A 22,721-nucleotide genomic window follows, 5' to 3' on the forward strand; every position below is an offset into this window, starting at 1 on the left:
CGTTGGAGCAATCAGGCTGGAATGGCCCGCTCAAGCGCATTGCGAGGGACCCACCATCCGTGAACCTGCTCACATGTCGTGAAAGGCATACGCACCTTTGCGATGGGTCCGTTCGCGATAGCGTCGGCCTCGAGTATCCAGACCTCCTGGGCGAAATGATCTTCGGCAATGACCCGGTCGATCATCATCACGAGCCAACCGCCATGGCCAGGATCGCGGGCAGCGATGTGGACCGGCTCATTGAACCCTATGCCCGGCCCCTGCGAGAATGAGTCGATCGATCGATCCGGGAATGAAATTCGCTGCAGGCAGTTGAACACCACCTCGCTGGGACCGTTCGCCAGCATCGTGATCTTGCTGGGATCAAGCGTGAGATACCAACCCCGTGAGTAGCGTCGGCCGATATCCGCCACCGGGATGATCGGCATTTCGCAGAATGGGCCAAGGACCTCGGAGGCGACGCCGGCGGCCGGATCGTCGAGGTCGATTGTCCACCGCGTCAGCGCCCCTTCGACCTGCATGTCGATGCCCGACGGCTCCATGACGAACGGGAAGAAGTTCGTATTGAAAAGACACTGGTCGATGTGGAGCTTGCTGCCCTCGTTAAAGGCATTCATGACGTGGAAGCTGTGTACGCCCGCCGGGCCCTTGATCCAGACGAGGTCGTCGACGCTCCCGTAGCGGGGCATCACGGCAATCCAGCTTTCACGCTCCTGATGGTGGATCCAGTGGGGACCACCCTCTTTCATGCCCTCCAAGTCCGCGATCGTCGGGTAGACAAGAAATACCGCATGGGTCTTGGTCACTGCAAAATCGTGCTGCATTCCGCAGTACGGCGCATCGAACCATTGCTCCGAAATCAGCTCGCCATTCGGCGACATGACGCAGTAGGCAACTTTCGGGCTTGCAAGACCGTCAGCCTCGTATCCGAACAGAAAGAGTTCGCCGGTTTCGGGATCGATTTTGGGATGCGCGGTCAACGTCTCGCTGCGCAGCTTCCCCTCGTAATCCCATTTGCCGATCGTCTCGAGGGTCTCGGGATTTATGCGGTATGGTAGGCCGTCTTCCTTGGAGATGAATAAGCGGCCGCCATGGAAATACGGCGTCGTATTCGCGACGGTCCGCGAAACGCCGGCAACGCTGGGATCATCGGAATATGGATTTCGATAGAAACCAAACAACGCGCGTCCGGCCTCGCGTTCGGCGAGAAATCGATCGGTCTGGACATACCGGATCCCGGTGCTGACCCGCCCGTTCTTGAACTCGATTTTGCTGATCATCCCATCGCGCGAGAGAACGACGTCATTCTCGAAGCGAGGCGGATATGCAGGATCATGGATTGCGCGGAAAAAAGCCCCGTCGACTTCCGGAGGAATCTGGCCTTCCACATGGAGATCGTGAGCGCCGCCCTCGATGTGCGTGGGGCGGTTCAGTCCGCGATAATGAACCGTGGCAGGGTATCTCGTATCCACGGACATCGTCAGTCTCCGCTGCTCTGTTGGACGAACTTGTGAAATTCGGTGAAATCTGCGCCGTTACCCAGAGCATCGAGGGCTGCGCGATATCGCGCGAGCGTCTGCTCCAGCATCGGCAATTCAAGGCCGAGGTCGCTTCGAAGAGCGTCGGCAAGGCCGACATCCTTCGTCATGAGCGCTAGAGCGAACCCCAGGGCATATTTTTCGCCCAGGACCTGAGAGGGGAACAAGCCTTCCGAAACGCCGCTCCTGCCGGTCGAACCATTCACGACTTCAAGAAGCACGCTGCCGTCCAGCCCAAAGCGCCGCCCAAGTTCAAGGCCTTCGGACATGATCGCGAAATTACAGGCAGCTACAGCATTGTTGATCGCCTTCGCAGCGTGCCCTGCCCCAAGTTTGCCGACGCGCAGTAACTTTCCGCTCAGTGCCTCAAGGACAGGTTCGACCTTCGCGAAAGCGCTGTCATCGCTGCCGCCGACCATGAGTGCCAATTTACCCTGGCTGGCGAGAACAACGCCGCCGGAAACCGGCGCATCCACGAAGCGGATTCCCATGGCGCTCAGTTCTGCGCCAAGCAGAACGGTTCCCGCCGCGTCGGAAGAACTCATGTCGACGACCACGGCTTCAGGAGCCAGCGCATTTGCGGCGTTACCCGAACCCAGCAGAACGTCGCGAACGATCTTTCCGTTCGGCAGCATGGTAATCAGGATATCCGCGCCTGCGCTTGCCTCCTCGGCTGTCGCTGCCCAGTTCGTCCCGAACGATGCAGCGAGGTCGGCGTTCGCGTCCGTGACAGCGACATTGAAGTCTTGCGAGAGCAGCCACCGCGCCATGGGTTGCCCCATCGCGCCCAACCCGACGAACGCGATCTTCACGAGGTCGCCTCGGCAATCTCCGCAAGTGCCGCGTCAGCCGCACGAAGAGCCGTCGCCGAAGCCGGTACCCCGCAATAGATCATCGAATGAAGGACCACCTCACGGATTTCCTCGACGGTCAGCCCGTTGGCGAGGCCGCCTTTGACGTGCATCTTGATCTCGACTTCCTTGCCGAGAGCAATCAACATCGAAAGGGTAGCGAGGCTGCGATCGCGGCGCCCAAGCCCCGGGCGATTCCACGTTTCACCGAAACAGTATCGCGTCATGATATCATGAAACGGCTTAGCGAACTCAGACGCATTCCTGACTGCCAGTTCGGCAAGCTCCGGCCCCCACATCTCGCGGCGAACGGTCATGCCCTGTTCGAAGAGGTCATCCATTTGCAAATCTCCCGATCTTGTTCTGTCTATTTTAAAGAATGATCGACTTGGTTTCCGTGAAGGTCGTCAATCCGGCCTCACCGCCTTCGCGACCGATCCCGGAGTGCTTGAACCCGCCGAACGGAAGCGAGGGATCGAAGAGGAAGCCGTTATGGGCGATAGTACCGGTGCGCACTTGCCGCGAGACCCGGTAAGCCCGCTCCTTGTCTGCACAGAAAACTGCGCCGTAGAGTCCGAAATCGCTGTCATTGGCGATCCGGATCGCTTCAGCTTCGTCACGAGCTCGGAGAACCGTAAGAACCGGGCCGAAAACTTCCTCACGGGCAATGCGCATGTCCGGAGAGACATCCACGAAGAGCGTCGGGTCAAAATACCAGCCGCGATCCATATGCTTGGTCCGCGTTCCACCCAGCGCCAACCGCGCACCTTCGGTTCGGGCGATACCAACATATTCTTCAACGCGCTGGCGCTGGCGCTCCATCGCCAAGGGCCCCATTCTGGCGCCGGGATCGTCAGGATGACCGACCGTTACCTTGGCCATTTCCGCCCGGATGCCATCGACCAGCCGGTCGTACACGGCATCGACCGCTACAACCCGGCTCAACGTTGCGCAGATTTGACCGGCTGACATGGTAATGACGTTCGCCAGAAGAGTTGCCGCGACTTCGATATCGGCATCTTCAAGGACAATGGCAGCCGACTTTCCGCCAAGTTCCAACGTGCACCGCGCGAAGCGTTCGGCGCAGGCCATCCCGATGATCCGCCCGGCGCCGACGCTTCCGGTAAAGCTCACTTTATCGATCCGCCGGTCACGCACGAGACGGTCGGATGCCTCACGTCCGGCGCAGACGAGGTTGACGACACCGGGCGGCAGACTTGCCTGCTCTGCCGCCTCTGCAATGATGTATGCCTCAATTGGCGTCTCAGGCGCCGGCTTCATGACGACGGTGCATCCGGCCGTTAGAGCCCCGGCGACCTTGCTTGCCATGATGCCGAAGGGATTGTTCCACGGCGCGATTGCCGCAACAACTCCGGCAGGCTCACGCACGATGTGGGCTGTTCCTTGGCCATCGAAGCGAGGAACAGGACGATCCCACTCATATCGTTCTGCAATATCCGCATAGTAATCGAACCAGAACTTCCCGCTACCGATCACGAACGGAGCAGCGACGGAAAGCGCTCCGATCTGATCGACCCAAGCACGCTCGAGCTGCGGCAGCCGGGGAACCAGGGCATCCGCCATTGCCCGCACGTATCCGGCTCGCTCGGCCGGAGCCATCTGCGACCAGGGCCCTTCATCAAACGCCGCCCGAGCTGCGGCTGCGGCCACAGCGACATCCTCGACGCCCGCTTCGGCAACCGATGTGAGCGTCTCCTCGGAATGCGCTGATATCACCTCGATTTGCGCGCCGCTCAGGGGAGTCTTCCAGGCGCCCTCCACATAAACGCGATCCGGATGCGCAAGCACAGCTGCAGTCGATGTCACAAAACCCTCCCCTGCCCTGACGGAAGAGGCGAACGCTTCAAGCGCCTTGTCGTCACTCTTCCTCTAACAGCGTTAGCCTGAGGTGAATGCAAAAGCAAGCCGCGAGTTTCTCTGAATATATTATTCAATTACAGTGTATTGCACGTGTGATACGAGAGCAAACCCTGTTCGAGCATTTTCCGAGGCCGCCAAGGCCTGCCCTCACCCTCTCTCGCGCACGAGCATCGCGCTCCGTATGGTCTATTATTCCTGGGAAAATCGGTTGTTACGCCGCAGAAATCCACAAACTCCACGGAGCCAAACATTGTTAGCCAGTCGCCGCCGAAGGATCAGCGAACACCGGCCCGAGGCACCGCCCCACAAGGGTTCGCCAACTCCGATCCGCTAAGACCGTGCTCCTCGATGTTGCTACACCGAGCGTACCGGAGCCGGAGCAGACTGAAGACTATCGCCCACCGTGCCCGTGCCGCGGCGGCCACATGGTCATCATCGAGGCTTCCGGCTGCGGGCGCCACCACGTGGCTCGCCGCCACCGTCCACGTTCGCCCAGATGCCTGCGCCACGACCCGGCATGGCTCGCGCCTCTCCAGGTTCGGCAGATCGGTACGCCGGGCAACCGCCTCGCGCGCACCTCATCTCACGACCGCCTGGCTCGACACCCCTACGAACGACCTGGAAGCCCTTCTCCACCATTCCGAAACATCCAGGCACCGTTGGGGCGAGCTCGCGCCGCACCGTAGGCGGTGAAGCCAGCCTCACCATCCCGGAGCACAAATCCCCATAGACCAGCCCAGGCGGCCCGCAGGTTCTTCCATGTTAGAATTTCGTACGCAAGCATTAGAAAATCTTCGACATTTGCCCGTTTTCAGAGTGACGGCCTCGTAAGACACCTTCGAAAAGCTGCCACTTAATGTGATGATCCTTACGCACCGGGGTTTACCCGTCAGTACCAAAGTTGCTGCAAGGGTGCATGACCGCCCTCCTGCCGAACAACTGAGAAAACTCACGCTCGCCTTTGAGCGGTTTACCCGTCTCTTCAAGATCACTGAGGCAATCAGTGCGGGCGAAGTTGTTCATTGATGATAATACGGGCGGCGATAACTGTGCATTATTCCAGAAATCAACTTGACATCAACCCTCTGGCTATTAATGACCTTGCCAGCATCGTCTTGCCTTATTTGCACGCGACGCAATATTTCACTACCTTTGCGTGTGAAAGCAAACTGCAATCAAAGTTAAGTCAAACCGCCACAGTGCTTGGCTACCGACCGTGCCGCGCGGTAAGTCCACCGCCGGCAAGGTTTGGGGAAAACAATCGCATGATTGCAATTCGATCGACGGCCAAGGCCGCACGCTGGGCTATGCTCGCCGGCACCGCGCTTACTCTGTGTTCGGCGACGCAAGCGATGGCCAGCGAGGCCGCTGCGGATGAGTCCGCACCTGTTGACGCCGACGGCAACAACTCGATCATCGTCACCGGCGCCAAGACGACCCGTTCGGCCACGGCGCTCTCGGATGTCGAGATACAGAAAATCCTGCCTGGCGTTTCTCCCCTGAAGGCGATCCAGACCCTGCCCGGTGTCCTCTACATCACGGCCGATCCCTGGGGGAATAACGAACAGAACGCGCAGATGTTCATCCACGGGTTTGCCAGTAACCAACTCGGCTACACCATGGACGGCATACCTCTGGGCGACCAGAGTTACGGCAACTACAACGGTCTTTCCCCCCAGCGCGCCGTCATTTCGGAGAACGTCGGGCGCGTTGTCGTGGCCACCGGCGCCGGTGACCTCGCAACGCCTTCGAACAGCAACCTTGGCGGTACGGTGGAGACCTTCTCCTCCGACCCACAGAAAGAGTTCGGCGTCCGCGCCGCACAGACCGTGGGCAGCTACAGCGCATCGCGCACCTATCTGCGCATCGATAGCGGTGACATCGGCGGCGGAAACTCGGCCTATATCTCGGGCGTACGACAGAGAGCGCGGGCCTGGGATTTCGACGGTATCCAGAAGGGGTGGCAAGCCAACGCAAAGTTCGTGCATGACGGCGACGCCGGCAAGCTGACGCTCTATTTCGACTACAATGACATGACGCAGCCGAACGAGGATGCGACTGTCTTCTACAAGCCCTCCGCAGGCGGCACGGCCACGCCTGCCCAGCTCTTCACGCCGTACACGAAGCCCTTTTTCTATCCGGATTTTGATGGTTACCGCACGGACTACCTGACGTCGCTAGGGAATACGCCGGCAGCCGAAGGCGGCAACTATCGCAATTACTACTCGGACGCACAGCGCACCGACTACCTCGGCTACGCGCGCTACGATGCCCACCTCACCGATAAAATCACCTGGTCGACCACGGGTTACTACCACCATAACGATGGTGCAGGCGTCGTCGCCGGACCGCTTGGCCAGTCGATCACCACGGCGCAGGCCTATCTCGATCCCAACTACGCAAGCTTGCCAACCAATTGCCGCTTCAGCGCCAATGGCAATGGGATCCGCCCGTCCGCCTGTACGGCACTAACCGCGGCTCAGGCCGCCGCCTCCGGCGCTGCGCTGGTGGCCGCTACCGGCGGTTCGGGAATGATCACCCGCACCACTGAGTACCGCATCGATCGCGTCGGCGTGATATCGGCAGCAAGCGTCGAACTGGGCAACCACAAGATCGAATTCGGCGGCTGGTTCGAACACAACAGCACCACGCAATGGCGCCGCTGGTATGCCGTGCCGGTTTCCGATCCTTCGCTGAGCACCCCCTACGTCCGCCCCCGTGACGTCATGGAGCCGCTGTTCACGCAGTATCAGGGCGAAGCGCGGATCAAGCAGTTGCAGCTGCATATCCAGGACACCTGGCAGGTAACCGACCAGTTGCTCGTCCAGGGCGGCGTCAAGACCAGCGCCCAGTGGGCAAATGGGTGGTTCCCGGTACAGCCGCGCGTCGGCTCGTTGGGCGGCACGACAGCGCTTCCCGAAGGCAAGATCAACACCAGAAACTGGTTCCTGCCCGCGTTCGGTGCGACCTATGACTTCAACGGGCACGAGCAGATCTACTTCAACGTCCAGAAAAATCTGCGGCAATATCAGGCCTATCTCGCGGGCGGCGGCGGTCCCTGGTTCACCGGCAGCCAGGCTGCGTTCGACGCCTTCGCCGATGAGGGCAAGCCCGAGACGAGCTGGACTTACGAGGCGGGCCTGCGCACGAACCGCACGTTTGGCAACGGCCTGGCGATCCAGGCCCAGATCAACTACTACCACGTCGATTTCAGCAACCGACTGCTTGCGATCCCCACCAATCCGGGGGGCATTGCGGGAAGCGGGATCACCGGCGGTACGTCGACACTGGTGAATGTCGGCGACGTCAAGACGAATGGCGTCGATGCCGCGATCACCTTGAAGGTTGGGCGGATATTCTCGCTCTATAATGCCGTCTCCTACAATCTCTCCAAATATCAGAACGACTACACGTCTACGGCGTTGGGCATCGGCGCGGCCACGGACACCTGCATTGGCGGCTACGTTGTCACCGGCGGCATCGTACCGACGTGCGGCAAACAGTTGCCCGGTACGCCCAAGTGGATGAACAAGACGGTGGCAACGCTGAACGTAGGCCCTATCGAAATACAAGCGATTGGCGATTACGTCGGCCGCCGGTTTGCAACATTCACCAACGATGCCAGCGTATCCTCCTACTTCCTGACCTCCCTGCGCGTTGCCGGTCGGGTGCCGGAGGGTGTGTTGCCGCTTCAAAAGGTGGAACTTGCGCTCAACGTGACCAACCTTACCGACAAGAAGGGTGTCTCGACGCTTTCGATCGGATCGGCCACGAACAGCTATTCGGCTTATCCCATCGCACCGCGCCAGTGGTTCCTGACTTTGTCGGCGGCCTATTGACGTAGCCATTAGGCGAAATGCGATAATCGGCGGCGCAGTCCCAACCTGCGCCGCCGTAAGCCTGACGGCTTCCGGTGCAGGGAAAACCGCCATTCCGGCTCTGAGCGACTTCCCCGAAACCCAACGCTCATTCAAGGGCAATCGGGCACCGCCGCGATGTCCAGTTTCGAAGGTAGCCAGATTTCGCCGATCGGCATGACTACGAGCTTCGAGACTAAACTCTTCTGGGGCCACGGATAACTTCCGTCCCGGACGTGATCGATAATCGGGAGCACTTCGCAGAATGTTGCCGAACTTGGTGGCTCTGGTTAAATCGAGTCATGTTCGGCCACGACATCAAGCTACTCACACTGGCAGACGCGCCAGCCGTCTTCGCTCTTTATCGAGAGGCTGCATCGATAGAAGGGTCGGGGTTAGCCCGAACTCACGACGAGATCACCATGGGCTACGTGGAAACATTCGTGGAGCGCGCATGGCGAACCGGAGTGACTCTTGGCGCTTTCATGGATGACATTCTCGTTGGCGAAATTCATGCGGCTCGCCTCGGGCCTCGTCAGTTCGATCATGTGCTGGGCGACCTTACCATCGCGGTTCACCCGGAAATGCAAGGGAAAGGCGTTGGCTCGGCCTTGTTTGCTGCATTCTTCAACGCAGCGGCGTCGATCTCTCCTGTAATAACACGGATAGAATTGACGGCGCGATCTGGCAACGCAGGTGCTCTGCGACTTTATGAACGCCTCGGATTTATTCGGGAGGGGCGGTTGGTGGGCCGGGTAAAGCTCCCCAACGGCGCGATCGAAGACGACATACCGATGGGTCGCAGTCTTTAAGAGCGGAAGCGCCCTACAACGTCTTCTTTGCGGATGGTTGCGGCCCTTTGCACTCTAGGCCGAGCCACGCACAAGCAGCCTTCCGTTCATTTAAAAAAAACCAGATCGGTAAGCATTGATCTATTACGGCTGCCGGAAAGGTACTTGCAGGGCGGGAAGGTGAGAACGGGCTTCGCGCCTTGCCGCGATGGGCGGCAATCTTCAACGCCGAAACTCTCACCCCCGGATTTCCAAATAAACTCTCAGATCGAAAATATTCTGCATCTCTTGGATTGAACCAGACCCAAGTCGAAAATGTGCGCCATAATCCATATAATTGATGCGATCCCATAAAAACAATTAATTTGAAAAATGACCTCCGCTCCCTCAGCCTCGAACACAGATAGCAAAAATAAAACGGGACAGGGGAGAGATATGGGCATGAGGACTCAGCTTGTAGCTGGCTTACTTGTAAGTACAGCGATGGCGAACACGGCTACAGCACAAGCTCAGCAAACATCGCGAGACATCGAAGGCGCCGCGGAGATCATCGTCACCGCCCAGCGGCGCGCGGAAAACGTCCAAAGCGTTCCCATCAGCGTGACACCAGTCACATCCGAAGAACTTCGATCACGCAATCTGAACAATCTTCAGCAAATTGCATTGGCAGCGCCCAGTTTGCAGGTGGGCCAGGAGAACACATATTCAATCCGCGGCGTAGGTACACTCGCGTTTCAACAGACCGTCGATCCTGCGGTGGCAATCGCCCAGGACGAAGTCAATCTAGCGCGTTCCGCCCTGAGCGAGGGCGTTTTCAACGACGTGAGCCAGATCGAGGTCCTCAACGGCCCCCAAGGTCTTCTCTTCGGCAAAAACGCTACCGCAGGCCTGCTCAACATCACCACAACCCGTCCGAAATTCGGCCTGTTTTCCGGCGACGCCGAAGTCGAATACGATCTGCGGGACACGACACCGGGAAATGGCCAGGGCGTAATCGCACGATCATCCGTAAACGTGCCGGTCGGAGACAACTCAGCGCTTCGATTGAGCGTCGCATACGAGTATCAGGAACCTGTTGTTCGCGCTGTCGAGACCGGGCCGGGAAGCGATATCGACCGTCGCTCGTTCGACACGCGCTTAAAGTATCTCGCTGAGCCGACCGACACTCTTTCGATCTACGCCATCGGAAACTACGCGAAGCTGCGGGGTACATCCGGACTGTTCGACCGCACCTATCGCTATTTGGGAGCTGGTAGCCAGAACACAGCCCCGCTGGCCGCTGACGGATACACTGCGTCGCCCGATTTACTTGAATACAAGGCAGATGGCGCGAATTTCCGCAATCTCGAGAACTATGGCGGACAGCTTCGCATCGGATATACGCTCCCCAACGAATGGGAAATCATCAATATCGGAGCCTACAAGGGCTACAAGCTGTCATCATCCTTTGACCAGGACTTCACGACCGGCAATGCCGTAAGCCTTTCTTCGCAAAACTCGAAGTTCAACCAATACTCGAACGAGCTGAGACTTGCCCTGCCCGCTAACAGTCGCCTCTCCGGGCAGGTTGGCCTGTTCTATATGCGGTTCACGGAGCGGGCATCCAGCTTGACCGCGGGCAACCTATATCTCCCGTCGTTCCTGCTTCCAAACTTTCCTTTCTGCGTAGGCTCAGCAGTGAATGCGCCATGCCCTGCAGCCAACGATTTCGCCATCGGTTCCGATAGCAACTACCGGTTCACATCTGAAAGCGCTGCTGCGTTCGGCCAATTCACGTACGATGTGGGCAGCGGCCTGAAAGTGATCGCGGGCGGCCGGGTTACAAGGGACAAGGTGAGCATCGACCTGGTGCAGAACCAGCTCGACTATTTTGTGCGCTTTGGCGGCCCTGGTGGAACATATTCCGACAGTACCAGGAATACCGACTTTTCCTGGAAGCTCGGCGCGCAATATCAGGCTACGCAGGACATCCTGCTCTACGGATCTTACGCGAAGGGCTACAAGGGTCCAGGCGCCAACAACTCCGCAGCAACCGTGGATGCGAGGCTCGTCGTCAACCCCGAGACGTCGCGAAACATCGAACTGGGTGCGAAAACGAGTTGGTTGGACAGAAAGCTCGTCTTCAACGTCGCCCTGTTCCGTACCAAGTATAAAGATTACCAGGCAAGCGCCTTCAATGCGCAGGCTGCCTCGTTCGTGATCCAGAACGCCGCATCACTTACTACGAAGGGCGCGGAAGTTACCTTGACCGCAAAGCCTGTTCGCGGCTTCTCGATAAATGCTACGGCCTCGATACTCGATTCCAAGTTCGCCGACTTCCCCGGCGCAGCTTGCTACACTGGGCAGCCTGATTGCGGTGCCAACGGCACTTTCAATGCTGGCGGACAGCGCACGCCAACCGCTGCGAAGTTTACATCCAGCGTGGGAGCCGCCTATGAAATCCCGATCTCCGATGCGACGTCACTGGTTCTCAGTGGTGACTGGTATCATCGCTCGGCCGTCAATTTCACTCTCGGGAACAATCCTCTGACGCGATTTGGGGCGATTGATCTTTTTGGCGCCAGAGCGACGCTGCAGCTAGGCGATAATGTAAGTCTCAGTGTATTCTGCAAAAATTGCGGGGACACGCGGGTGCCGAACTTCATCTATCAGGACCCGGGTGACGCATCCGTCGGGGTAAACAGCGCGGTGCAGACATTTGGACTGAATTCTGTCCGCACGATCGGCTCAAGTGTCGGCTTCCGCTTTTAACTAGAGTAAAAATGGCGGGTGGCCTTCGACGGCGCCCGCCACCGTAGTATCAGCGCGCTCGCAGCGCTTTCAAGGCATCAACGCCAAACTGGAGCTCTCCGCTCATGGCAGTCCGCATCCTCACGGCGTTCCTTCTTGCGTCCTGTGCTGGCCCAATCACGTCCTGGGCCGCACCGGCAACCTCCCCGGCACACGCAACGCCCCCCGATATTGCCGAAGCGGATCTGGAACAGGCGTTCAAGGATCCACCAAATACTGCTCGACCACGCATATGGTGGCACTGGATGAACGGCAACATCACCAAGGAGGGTGTTGCCAAGGATCTTGAGTGGATGAAACGTATTGGCATCGGCGGCGTCCAGACCTTCGATGCCAGCATGCAGACACCGCAAATCGTAGAACATCGACTGGCGTACATGAGCCCGGAATGGAAAGACGCATTCCGATATGCGGCGCAGGAAGCGGACCGTCACGGCCTGGAACTCGCGATCGCTTCTTCCCCAGGCTGGTCGGAAACAGGAGGGCCGTGGGTTCCGCCTGCCGACGGACTTAAAAAACTTGTCTGGAGCTTGACTGAAGTCGAAGGCGGGAGGCAGTTCAGGGGCACGCTTTCGTCGCCGCCCACGGTGACAGGTGCTTTTCAAAATATGAAGCGACGTGCCGACATTGCGGCGTCTTCAGTAGAACTTACCGAGGACAACGGGGATATCGGCGTTTTCGCGTTTCCCCAGAACAGAGAAATGGCCGTGCACGCCGCGAAGGCGACGAACCTGACGGGACTGTCTCTCGATACCAAGGCTCTGACTGACGACGACCTGGAAAGCGGGCCCCAGATCTCGGGCGATCAGACACAGCTTGCTGCGGTTGAACTCGGCTACACCCAACCCTTCGAAGCCCGGTCAGCCACGCTCTACATCCCAGAGGTCATGGCACCTTTGGGCGGTGCGCTATATTCCGCAGAGTTGCAGTCCAGCGAGGATGGGAAAAAGTGGAGCATCATCGCCCCGATTGAGCTGACGACAGTGCCGACGTCCATAAGCTTCACGCCTGTGCGGGCGGCTCATTTTCGGGTGCTCCTGCGGCCGCAGAGCGCGAAAAATGCGCTTGGCAAGCCCGTCGCCGGCGCAGCCCTGGCAGGCATGCTTGACGAGATGAACGGCGCGGCCGCCAAGCGCCCCCTGGTCGTCGGAACCTTCAGGGTCGGATCGGTCCCGATGATCGATCGCTTCGAAACCAAGGCAGGGTTTGTGATGAGCGCGGACTATTACGCGCTACGAGGCCCCGGGGACGGAGCGGTCGGCATCGATCCCGCGAAGGTCATCGATCTGAGCACGCACGTAACCGGCAACGGTGAACTCAACTGGAAAGCGCCAAATCTTCCAGCGGGTCAAACCTGGCGCGTCATACGGATGGGTTATTCCCTGCTTGGAACGACGAACCACCCTGCTTCCCCTGAAGCGACCGGCCTGGAGGTCGACAAATTCGACGCCGATGCGGTGTCGCGCTATCTCGAACACTATCTCGATATGTACAAGGATGCTACCGGGGCCGATATGATCGGCAAGCAAGGCATCCGGGCGCTGCTGACCGATTCCATTGAAGTGGGCGAGGCGAACTGGACACCAAGGATGCTGGATCAGTTCCAGCGGCTAAGGGGTTATGATCCCCGTCCCTGGCTCCCGACGCTTGCGGGCGTTCTGGTCGGGACCCGCGAAGAATCGGACAAGTTTCTCTACGATTACCGCCGCACTCTGGCCGACCTGCTGGCGAGCGAGCACTACGGCACCATCGCCAGGATCGCTCACGAGAACGGCCTCGTCGTCTACGGCGAGGCGCTGGAAGACAGGCGACCGATGCTGGGCGACGATATGGCGATGCGCAGTCACGCAGACGTCCCGATGGCTGCGATGTGGACGTTCCAAAAGGACGAAGGCCCGCGCCAGACGCTGATCGCAGACATGAAGGGCGCTGCTTCCGTGGCCCATCTATACGGTCAGAACCTGGTCGCCGCTGAATCGCTGACCTCCGCAGTGGCACCCTGGGCGTTCGCGCCCAAAGATCTCAAGCGCTTCATCGACATGGAATTCGTCAACGGGGTCAACCGGCCGGTGATTCATACGTCTGTCCATGTCCCGCGCGACGACAAGAAGCCGGGTCTCTCGCTGTATGTCTTCGGCCAGCATTTCAACCGGATGGAAAGCTGGGGCGAAATGGCCCGGCCCTGGGTTGATTACATAGCGCGTTCGTCAGTGCTGCTGCAGGCCGGGCGCAACGTCGCGGACATCGCCTATTTCTATGGCGAGGAAGCGCCGCTCACTGCCCTCTTTGGCGACAAACCGGTGGCTGATTCCCCGGTGACGCATGCCTACGATTTCCTGAACTTCGATGCGCTGAACGACCTTCTCAAAAACGACGGCGGCGATCTCGTGGCACCCAGCGGCGCGCGCTATCGAGCGATCTATCTCGGTGGATCATCACAGCGCATGACACTGGCAGCGCTGCGCAAACTGGCTGCGCTGGTCGAGGGCGGCGCGACGGTGATCGGCAAAGCCCCAGTCGCGACGCCCAGCTTCGATGCGAAGGCCCAGAGTGCGGAATGGTCCGCGCTGGTCGCAAAACTGTGGCCGGGCAGAGGCAATGCCAAAGTCGGGGCCGGCCGCGTAATCGCCAGCGACGATGTAGAAGCGGCACTCAAATCCTCCGGCGTGAGTTCGGACTTCCGCTTCACCGGTGCTGAGCCAGGCGCGAAGATCCCCTTCCTCCACCGCCGCGATGGTCGACGCGAAATCTACTACCTCAGCAACCAGCAGGAGACAGCGCAGACCATCGAGGCACGCTTCCGCGTCACGGGCAAGGTGCCGCGTCTCTGGCATCCCGAAACCGGCGAGAGCGAGCCGGTGAGCTATCGAATCGACGGCGCCGAGACCAGCATCCCGCTCTCGCTGATCGCCGGCGATGCCGTCTTCGTCGTGTTCGACAAGCCTGCCCCCGCCGCCTCGCTGACCGTGCCGATCAAGCCCAAAGTCGCGGTCGCCTTGCTCGATGACAGCTGGACCATCCGCTTTCAGGCCGACCGCGGCGCACCCGCGATGGCGCAGATGGCCAAGCTCTCCCCGCTGGAGCAGAACGCCAATCCTGCGATCAAGTACTTTTCGGGGGAGGCGACCTATACCCGCAGCTTCGCCCTGCCTCCGGTCGCGAAGCTCGGTCAGCCGCTCTGGCTGGACCTCGGCGCGGTGGGCGATCTGGCGCAAGTCACGGTCAACGGCCGCGTCGCCGGCACCGTCTGGCACGCGCCCTACCGGATCGACATCGGCAAGACCGTGCGCAAGGGTGTCAATACCATCGAGGTGAAAGTTGCGAACCTGTGGGTCAACCGCCTCATCGGCGATGCCCAGCCGGGCGCCAGGCCTATAACATGGACAGCCATGCCGACCTACCGCGCCGACGCGCCGTTGCGACCAGCAGGCCTGATCGGGCCGGTTACCCTGCAGGTCGAGAAGTGAGCATCACGAACTGCGGGGGATAGCTCGCGCCGCGCGGCGAGCGACGAAATGGCGGGACCACTCATTCCCGATCTCGACGGAACGATGCTTGCAAGTATTTTAATCGCTGATTAGATTAAGTTGTACCGGCAAGCGCGGCTTTCTCTCAAGCCGCCACGGCCTGAACCCGAAGATATCTTCACTTGGGAGTGACCGCCGTGCCACGGATGCCGCAAGCGACTTGCTTACTCGCCCCGGTCGCCTTTCTGGCGGTGGCAGGCTGTTCTTCCGCAGAGAGGGAACTCCAGGACGTCGACTGGACCGCCTATGGCGGCGATGCCGGCGGCGACCGTTATGCCGAGATCGACCAGATCACCCCCGGTAATGTCGGATCGCTCCAGGAGGCCTGGCGTTTCACCACAGAAGACGGCGGCCTTCAGGGAACGCCGCTGGTGATTGGAGGGGTTCTCTACGCGCCGACGCCCGAGCAGGGCGTCATCGCCCTCGACGCCGCAAAAGGCACCCTCAAGTGGCGTTACATGCCAACGGACGCGGTCTTCCAGCCGATCCGAGGAGTTTCATGGTGGCAGGACGGATCGGAGCGCCGGCTTTTCGCCAGCCATGGCAATATGCTGAGCGCTCTGGACCCGGACACCGGAAAGCCGATCGTTAGCTTTGGACGGGAGGGCAACGTCGATCTGCGAGAGGGGCTGGCCGATCAGCCTCAGACTGTCTCTGCCAACATGACGACACCCGGAAGCATCTATGATGACATGATCATAGTCGGGTTTCGGACGAGCGAATCTCATCCGGCCGCACGGGGAACGGTCCGCGCATACGATGTCAGGACCGGCAAGCTGCGATGGTCGTTCAATCTGATCCCGAAGCCGGGCGAAACAGGTTCGGAAACGTGGCCCGGAGCCGCGCTTGTCGACGCTGGCGGTGGCAACAATTGGGCCGGCATGGTCATTGATCGTGAGCGAGGCATCGTATTCGTCCCGACCGGCTCATCGGTAGACGATTTCTACGGCGCGGACAGGCATGGCCAGAACCTGTTCTCAGACAGTCTGGTCGCTCTCGATGCAAAGACGGGCAAGCGCCTCTGGCACTTCCAGACTGTTCATCACGATATCTGGGACCGGGATCTCCCCACTCCGCCGGTCCTGCTGACGGTGACGCGGGACGGCAGAAAAATCGACGCCGTCGCCCAGGGATCCAAGCAAGGATATTTGTTCCTGTTCGAGCGGCAAACCGGCAAACCCCTGTTCGAAATCGAGGAACGCCCCGTACCTGTCAGCGACGTTCCGGGCGAGCAGTCCTGGCCCACGCAGCCTTTTCCGATGAAGCCGGCGCCCGTGGCGAGGCAATCGCTAACCGCCGATATGCTCACGACCCGTACACCGGAAGCTGCCCGCTTCGCGAAGGAGCAATTCTCCCGGATGGTCAACAAGGGGCCTTTCACCCCGCTGACGGTCGGGCGCCAGACACTGGTCTTCCCCGGCTTCAACGGCGGCATGGAGTGGGGCGGAAGCGCAGTCGACCGCAGATCGGGAGTTCTGTTCGTAAATTCGAGCGATGTCGCCTGGACAGGTGGTCTCGAGAAGGCTTCCTCGGGCGGAGTTCAGGCCAAGGGCGAGCAGATGTATCGCCAGAACTGCGCAGGCTGCCACGGCATCGACCTGAAAGGCTCGCCTCCAGAATTCCCCTCCCTACAAGGCGTGCTTTCGCGTAAGTCGGAAGTGGAACTGGTCAACACCGTCCTGAGAGGCCGGGGCCGGATGCCGGGATTCCCGCAGTTCGGTGGTCCTGACCTTGGACTGCTCTTCGGGTACCTCGGCGCCTCGGTGCAAGGCGGTGAACAGAAGAGCGGGGCTACCGTCAAGACAGCCCCGCGAAAGGCCCCGGCCTACATCTTCACCGGGTATCGAAAGTTCCTCGATCCCGAGGGTTACCCAGCGATTGCCCCGCCTTGGGGTACGCTCAGTGCTATCGACATGAACACAGGCGAATTTCGCTGGAGAGTGCCGCTCGGCTACTACCCCGAACTTGCGCAAAAAGGCTTGAAGGACACCGGCACGGAAAACTACGGCGGACCGATCGTCACGTCTTCGGGGCTGCTGTTCATCGGCTCGACGATCTACGACCGCAAGTTGCGCGCATTCGACGCCAAAACCGGGAAAACTCTCTGGATCGGCGATCTCCCGTTCGCCGGTACGGCGACGCCTGCGACCTACATGGTGGCTGGCAGGCAATATGTGGTGATCGCCACGAGCGGCGCGCGCGATCCGAAAGGCCCCCAGGGCGCGGCTTACGTCGCCTTTGCCTTGCCCCGCCGGGCAAGATAGCGCCCGGCGCCCCAAAGTGTGCCTTCCTGCACGGGAAACCACGACAGGAACGAAACAGGCCCGCGCGGGGGACCCGACGCGGGAACTCCTCATTCCCCTACAAAATAGCTCTCCTTGCCCCCAAGGCCGGTACTCGCGGAGCTTGCGAAGCATTCCGCAAAAGGGCTGTTGCGAGGGGTATCGCAGCAGCCCTTTATTGTAACCTTGATCGAAATCACCGCGCGCATTCCCGGCAACTCGGGCACGCCTTGTTCTACAATCAGGCGGCAGCGGCACTCCTTGACGCAGCCAGCCGAGGCAACGCCACGATCGCAATCACGCCGCCCGCGACCGCCGCGATCCCGATGATGCGAAATGCCGCTTGCATCGAACCGGCCGTTTCCGCGAGAAACCCGATCACAATCGGCGAGACCGCCTGACCGAGAAAGAATGCACAGGTCCAGACGCCCATTCCGCGACCGCGATGCTCGAAGCCGAATTTCGTCTGTGCCCAGGCGATGAGAGCCGGAACGGCCATCCCTGCTCCGGTCTGCTGCACGGCCAAGGCCACCTGGACCTCAAAAACCGTCCGGGCAAGACCGATCCCTGCAAGTCCCAAGCCGAGGGCAGCGAGGAATGCGGAAATCTGGACCGCGTCGCTGAAACGGGAAATGTAGCGGAAAATGAACGCACCAAGCAGGATGAAGAACGCGGGAACGAACGTGGCTTGACTTACCGCCATGGGATTCGTGAGCCCGATTTCCTTCCAGATGATGCTGCCATTGACGATCCATGCGTAGTAGATACCCGAGGCCAGCAGCGTTACCACGCCGACAATGGCAGCAGCGGCCAACGGAAAGCGACCGACTGCCGGTTGATCCCTGTGCGTGACAGCGCTCGCCGATCGCGAAGGTTCGTAGAGATAGAAATACATGGCAACGAAGACGGGGAATGCCACCAGATAGACCAGGAAGCCCGCATTCCACTGCATAGCGGCGATGGCGCTGACGATTATGAAAACCGGCGGCTGGATGGCCGGTCCGATGATGCCCTGGAGCATGAGCCAGTTACGTCGGCCGCCATCGTTCCAGTAATCGGCAATCAGCGTATTGACGATCGTCAGAATTCCGGCCTCGCAAACGCCCAGCAGAACACGCGAGACAATGATCATGTCGAGATCGTTCAGCAAGAAAGGCATGGCGCCGACGATTCCGTAAAGGAACGTGCAGGTAAGCAGGAGCGGGCGCCTGCCGAACCTATCCACAGCCATCCCGGCAAAGGGGGCAAGAATGGCGATAGCGTATCCCGGAGCCGTCACCATTGCCGGCACTTTGATCGCCGCGCCGGGGTCGGCGTGAAAATGGGCGATCATGGCTGCGACCAGAGGGAACATGGCCACAATGGCGAATATCGGCAGGAATCCTGCGACAACGATAGTGAACCCCTGAGGCTTGAGCGTCAGGTCTCGGTAGAATGCTGTTAGTGCTGACACAGTTTGCTTCCTCGGCTCTCAGCGTTCGGCAGATTCAAGTTTCACAGGGCCGATCAACCCCGAGGGTCGCAGTTTCGCATCGGGCCGATAAGTCCTGAGTTCCGTCCAGGTCACCTTCGGCTCGACGTTGGGATCCGCGTCGCGGATGAGGCGATTGACCCACAAGTTTGCAACCCGGATATCGAGTGTGTTGCGGCCGCGCCGGACCAGCTTTCCGACTTCCACCCGGTAAGGCTTGTGCCACGAATAGCCCGCGAACTTTCCGTTCACATGCACTTCGGCAATCTCGCGCACTTCGCCAAGGTCGAGCGTAAGGTCCTCGCCAGGTTTCCAGTCCCTGGGAGCGCTGAACGAACGCGAATACGTGGCAAGGCCGGAAAAGTAACGAACGCCCGCGTCCTTGTTCTCATTGAGCGGTTCCAGAGTACCCATGGCAATCTCGCCCGGAGCGCCTCGGTCCTTCTGGAAGGCGACTTTCCAGCCGTCACTGAGCGACGCGAGTTGTCGGGTCGGCCGTTCAGGAACCGTGAAAGTGCTCAACTGCGTCGGCTTGCGGAACACGACATGAACGGATTCCTCCGCGCGAAGGCTAAGGGGCACGATCGTTTCGCCCTCGACGATACGATAGCTGACCGGGCGCCGCGTTCCGGTTTGCGCATCCCACAGTTCGGGGGCCTTGCCGGTTACCCGGAAATGGGCTTCGACTGTCTCGTCGCGATCCTTGCGATTGACGAGGAAGTAGCTATCGCCATCGGCAAGCGCACGATGGACGAACGGGATCTGGGTATCGGCTGCCCCGCCGGTAAAGCGGAAATCCGGTGCGACGCCGATCTCTTTCAGGGCCGCATCGACATCGCCGGAAGCGATCACGCGTCCCTTGCCAAGACTTGTCGCCGGCGAGCCCGGCCACAGCTTGTCGAGAAGCACGTTGAAGGCCGCCCTGTCATCGGACATGCTGGGCGTGCCCTCGGGCCGTACTCCGATGACGGTTGCTCCGCTTTCGACCAGCTGGGCAATCTTGCGAAGAGTGCCAAGAGTCATGCGCCGTGACGAACCGCCCAGATAGAGAGCCCTGTAGCGTGCCCCTCCCACAGCCACGACTTCGCCGCCTTCGGTCTGCAGCGCCGTGGTCAATGCATCGACGCTGACGAAGTCGAAGGCATTGTTCTTCGGAGCATCGGCAACCGGGGAATGGCCATAGAGGGCAATGAGCGGACCTTCCTCGCCATAGAAGTAACCGACGTCCGCCACGTTGCGCCCCTCCTGCAGCAGGAGGGAATTACGGGCCATGTAGTCGACCCAGGGCCGTGCGAGTTCGGCCCAGCTTTCGTTGCGATTGAAGAACTGGCCGATCCCAGCGAGCGACAGTCCCGGCAGCTTGTCATCTACAGGCACATGCGCGGACGTATGCACGACGGGGCGGTTCACGCCGAGCACGAATTCCAGATCGACAACGTGCTTCAGGTCGGCCGGAGCGAACGCCCAGGGCGACATGTTGACTGTCATGGACTCGGCCGCAACGATATTCTGTCCAAAGATATGGGCGACCGAGGACGCTCCCTTGATATCCGCGACATAGGCTGCTTCGGGGCCGGTCCGGCGATCGAAGGTCCACATCGCGGCCATCGGATAATCGGTGTAGCGACGCATCGCCATGTCGTCGCCAAGATTGATGCGGTTGCTTTCGAGCGCCTCGCCATAGACCTTCATTCCATTGGCGTGGGCGACCTTGGCCACCGTTGCGTAATGCTCGGATACCAGCAGATCGCCAAGTGTCCGGCGATAGTCGTAGAGGAAGCGGTCGGTTTCTTCGCGATTGCCGATGATTACGCCGGCGAGCGCAGGTAACCATGGCGTCGGGTCGTAGCCCCGAAGGCGCATGAACTGGTCCTTCATCCGGGGCGTCCAGTTGGCCGCCCCGACTTCGATTGAATCGGTGAGCAGCGCGCGCACGCCGCGGCGTCCGACAAGGTCGTCACCGGCCGCGGACTTGTAGCCATCCAGATAGTGCGTGAGATAGCGCTCTACCGCACCACCGTCGTATTTGTCGGTCTCGAGCCCGGTCGCTTCGGCGGGAGCGGGATGGTTCGTCTTTCCGATGAGGGAATATCCGAGCCGGACGATCCGCCAGGTGCCCTTGGGCGGAACCCAGTTCAAGGTGCCATCGGCCCCAAGCTTGTCGGTGAGGTCGAGAACCTGGGTGGGTGACGGCCCCTTGGCGCCGTCGGCGATCGCCGGCAAGGCGTAGTAGTCGGCTGCGACAGCAAAGCCTGCCTTTGCCTCGAACTGGTCAACTCTTGCCTCCTCCGACAGTTCGAACGAGCCGATCGTCACGGGTTGAGACAACCGGCCGCCGATCAATTTGCCGAACTCATTTTCCATCGCCACGCCGTTGTCATCAGTCGGCGTACCGCCGCCCATCGGAAACGCCGGTTTGATGATCACGCGGAAATAGCGGGCCGTGGTCTGGGGAAAGCTCACCGTGGTGGGAACTTCCGCTAGACTGAAGGCAGTGACGCTTCGCCATTCCATGCCGTCGTCGCTGGTTTCCAGCCGCGGCCCGTAGAATGCGGGCAAGGGTGGGATCGTTCCGCCCGGTATGTAGATCGTCGCGGAGCGGATCGTCACCGGTTTACCGTAATCGAGGCGGAACTCAGGCGCGGTGGGGCCAACGACAGGTCCAAGGACAACGTTCGAGACCAAAGCGCCCTGCCCGCCTGCCTTCAGGACGCGGCCCTGGCCGTCCGTGAGCGTGGGAACAGGCAACGTATCGCTTCTTCCGACCGGCACCGCGAGAACGGCGATATCACGGTAGAAGTCCGGACCGCGTTTCGCATGGCCTCCCGCGAGGAGCTCGGATAGATCGGGCTGCTGCTCGATGCCCTGGAATGGGCCGGGGTTGGACGGCGGAGCCACCAACCTGATCCGGCCGGACTTGCCTGAAGTGACAAGCGCTTCGCTCCAGACGACCTTCTTCTGCGCATCTTCCGGCCTGACCCAAGGTCCACCCGTTTCTGACCAGCCCGGGGACGAGGCGATCGCGAATTCCAGCCCCTGTCGCTGCGCCTCGCTTGCCGCGAACCGGAAGGCATCCTTCCATTCGGGCGTCATGTAGGCGAGGCGGTTCTCGACGATCTGCTTCGTGCCCAGATCGACGTCGAAATTCTGCAATCCGCCGATTCCGACCCGCTTCATCCATTCGATATCCTTGGCAATGCCATCCTTGGTGATGTTGCCGTTCATCCAATGCCACCAGACGCGCGGCCGCGCCGTTTCGGGCGGATCGCGAAAACTCTCCTCAAGGCTGCTGCCGGGATTTGTATCGAGGGAAGAAACCTTGCTTTCCGCGCCGACAGGCGCCTCTGCGTGCAGAGCCATCGGGGGCATGACGAAGGCAACGGCAACAAGCAGCTTGAATTTGGTCGAACGCATCCACTCTCTCTCAATTTCCGCCGGACTTGCGCCGCGAGATCCTGGGGATCTTCGCTGAACGGTACGGTCGGATCGGGTTGTACCTGTCGGCAGGTATCTCGCCCTCGAATTTGATCGATGATTAGATTGCAGCTCAAGGCGGGTCAAGCGCTTAACACCAGCCCGACGTCTGCCCCGCGCTTCAGTGCCGTTCAAGTCCTAAAGTCCGGAAACGGAAACCCCTTTATCTTCCTCCGGAAGTCGATTAGGACCATCAAACTAATCATCGATCAGATCGGTGGGAGAGCCTCTTTCGAATCGGAACAAGAGCGCACGGATA

At 60.1% G+C, this 22,721-nt stretch carries 11 protein-coding genes; 5 read left to right on the forward strand and 6 right to left on the reverse strand.

Annotated elements, in window-relative coordinates:
* Positions 1 to 11: 11 nt before the first annotated feature.
* Genes nov2 through AC4D6D_RS15805 form a run of 4 tightly spaced genes read right to left on the reverse strand, consistent with a single transcriptional unit; the run spans position 12 to position 4,216 of the window.
* A complete protein-coding gene (gene nov2, locus AC4D6D_RS15790) occupies positions 12 to 1,478 on the reverse strand; it encodes a lignostilbene-alpha,beta-dioxygenase NOV2 (RefSeq protein WP_491328031.1) in 1,467 nt (488 codons plus the stop codon).
* A gap of 2 nt (positions 1,479 to 1,480) precedes the next feature.
* Complete coding sequence (locus tag AC4D6D_RS15795) at positions 1,481 to 2,350, reverse strand: NAD(P)-dependent oxidoreductase (protein ID WP_491328032.1); 870 nt, start codon at positions 2,348 to 2,350, stop codon at positions 1,481 to 1,483.
* Entirely contained in the window at positions 2,347 to 2,730 is a 384-nt protein-coding gene (locus AC4D6D_RS15800; protein ID WP_491328033.1) for a carboxymuconolactone decarboxylase family protein, read from the reverse strand. Before AC4D6D_RS15800 ends, AC4D6D_RS15795 begins: the two co-directional genes overlap by 4 nt.
* A 31-nt stretch (positions 2,731 to 2,761) precedes the next feature.
* Positions 2,762 to 4,216: an aldehyde dehydrogenase gene (locus AC4D6D_RS15805; protein ID WP_491328034.1), complete on the reverse strand. Its 1,455-nt coding sequence runs from the start codon at positions 4,214 to 4,216 to the stop codon at positions 2,762 to 2,764.
* A gap of 1,361 nt (positions 4,217 to 5,577) precedes the next feature.
* Between AC4D6D_RS15805 and AC4D6D_RS15810 the strand changes: the two genes are divergently transcribed.
* From AC4D6D_RS15810 to AC4D6D_RS15830, 5 genes are all read left to right on the forward strand, one after another.
* Positions 5,578 to 8,109 (forward strand): TonB-dependent receptor, encoded by a 2,532-nt coding sequence (locus tag AC4D6D_RS15810; protein ID WP_491328035.1) that lies wholly within the window; start codon positions 5,578 to 5,580, stop codon positions 8,107 to 8,109.
* A gap of 320 nt (positions 8,110 to 8,429) precedes the next feature.
* Positions 8,430 to 8,939, forward strand: a complete 510-nt coding sequence (locus AC4D6D_RS15815; protein ID WP_491328036.1) for a GNAT family N-acetyltransferase — start codon at positions 8,430 to 8,432, stop codon at positions 8,937 to 8,939.
* Positions 8,940 to 9,401: 462 nt separating this feature from the next.
* Complete coding sequence (locus AC4D6D_RS15820; RefSeq protein ID WP_491328037.1) at positions 9,402 to 11,669, forward strand: TonB-dependent receptor; 2,268 nt, start codon at positions 9,402 to 9,404, stop codon at positions 11,667 to 11,669.
* Positions 11,670 to 11,773: 104 nt separating this feature from the next.
* Positions 11,774 to 15,175 carry a glycosyl hydrolase gene (locus AC4D6D_RS15825; protein ID WP_491328038.1) on the forward strand — a complete coding sequence of 1,134 codons (3,402 nt, stop codon included), beginning with the start codon at positions 11,774 to 11,776 and terminating at the stop codon, positions 15,173 to 15,175.
* 251 nt (positions 15,176 to 15,426) lie between these two features.
* Positions 15,427 to 17,499, forward strand: a complete 2,073-nt coding sequence (locus AC4D6D_RS15830) for an outer membrane protein assembly factor BamB family protein (RefSeq protein WP_491328039.1) — start codon at positions 15,427 to 15,429, stop codon at positions 17,497 to 17,499.
* 259 nt (positions 17,500 to 17,758) lie between these two features.
* Here the strand turns inward: AC4D6D_RS15830 and AC4D6D_RS15835 are convergent, their stop codons facing one another.
* On the reverse strand, positions 17,759 to 18,970 hold the full coding sequence (locus AC4D6D_RS15835; RefSeq protein WP_491328040.1) for an MFS transporter: 1,212 nt from the start codon (positions 18,968 to 18,970) through the stop codon (positions 17,759 to 17,761).
* 18 nt (positions 18,971 to 18,988) lie between these two features.
* Entirely contained in the window at positions 18,989 to 22,549 is a 3,561-nt protein-coding gene (locus AC4D6D_RS15840; protein WP_491328041.1) for a glycosyl hydrolase, read from the reverse strand.
* Positions 22,550 to 22,721: the final 172 nt, after the last annotated feature.

The organism is Novosphingobium sp. BF6 (genome assembly GCF_058273105.1).

Bases quoted from the DNA above. Each gene is read 5' to 3' on its own strand.
- nov2 (WP_491328031.1), bottom strand. From the start codon at position 1,478: ATGTCCGTGGATACGAGATACCCTGCCACGGTTCATTATCGCGGACTG.
- AC4D6D_RS15800 (WP_491328033.1), bottom strand. From the start codon at position 2,730: ATGGATGACCTCTTCGAACAGGGCATGACCGTTCGCCGCGAGATGTGG.
- AC4D6D_RS15810 (WP_491328035.1), top strand. From the start codon at position 5,578: ATGCTCGCCGGCACCGCGCTTACTCTGTGTTCGGCGACGCAAGCGATG.
- AC4D6D_RS15815 (WP_491328036.1), top strand. From the start codon at position 8,430: ATGTTCGGCCACGACATCAAGCTACTCACACTGGCAGACGCGCCAGCC.
- AC4D6D_RS15820 (WP_491328037.1), top strand. From the start codon at position 9,402: ATGGCGAACACGGCTACAGCACAAGCTCAGCAAACATCGCGAGACATC.
- AC4D6D_RS15825 (WP_491328038.1), top strand. From the start codon at position 11,774: ATGGCAGTCCGCATCCTCACGGCGTTCCTTCTTGCGTCCTGTGCTGGC.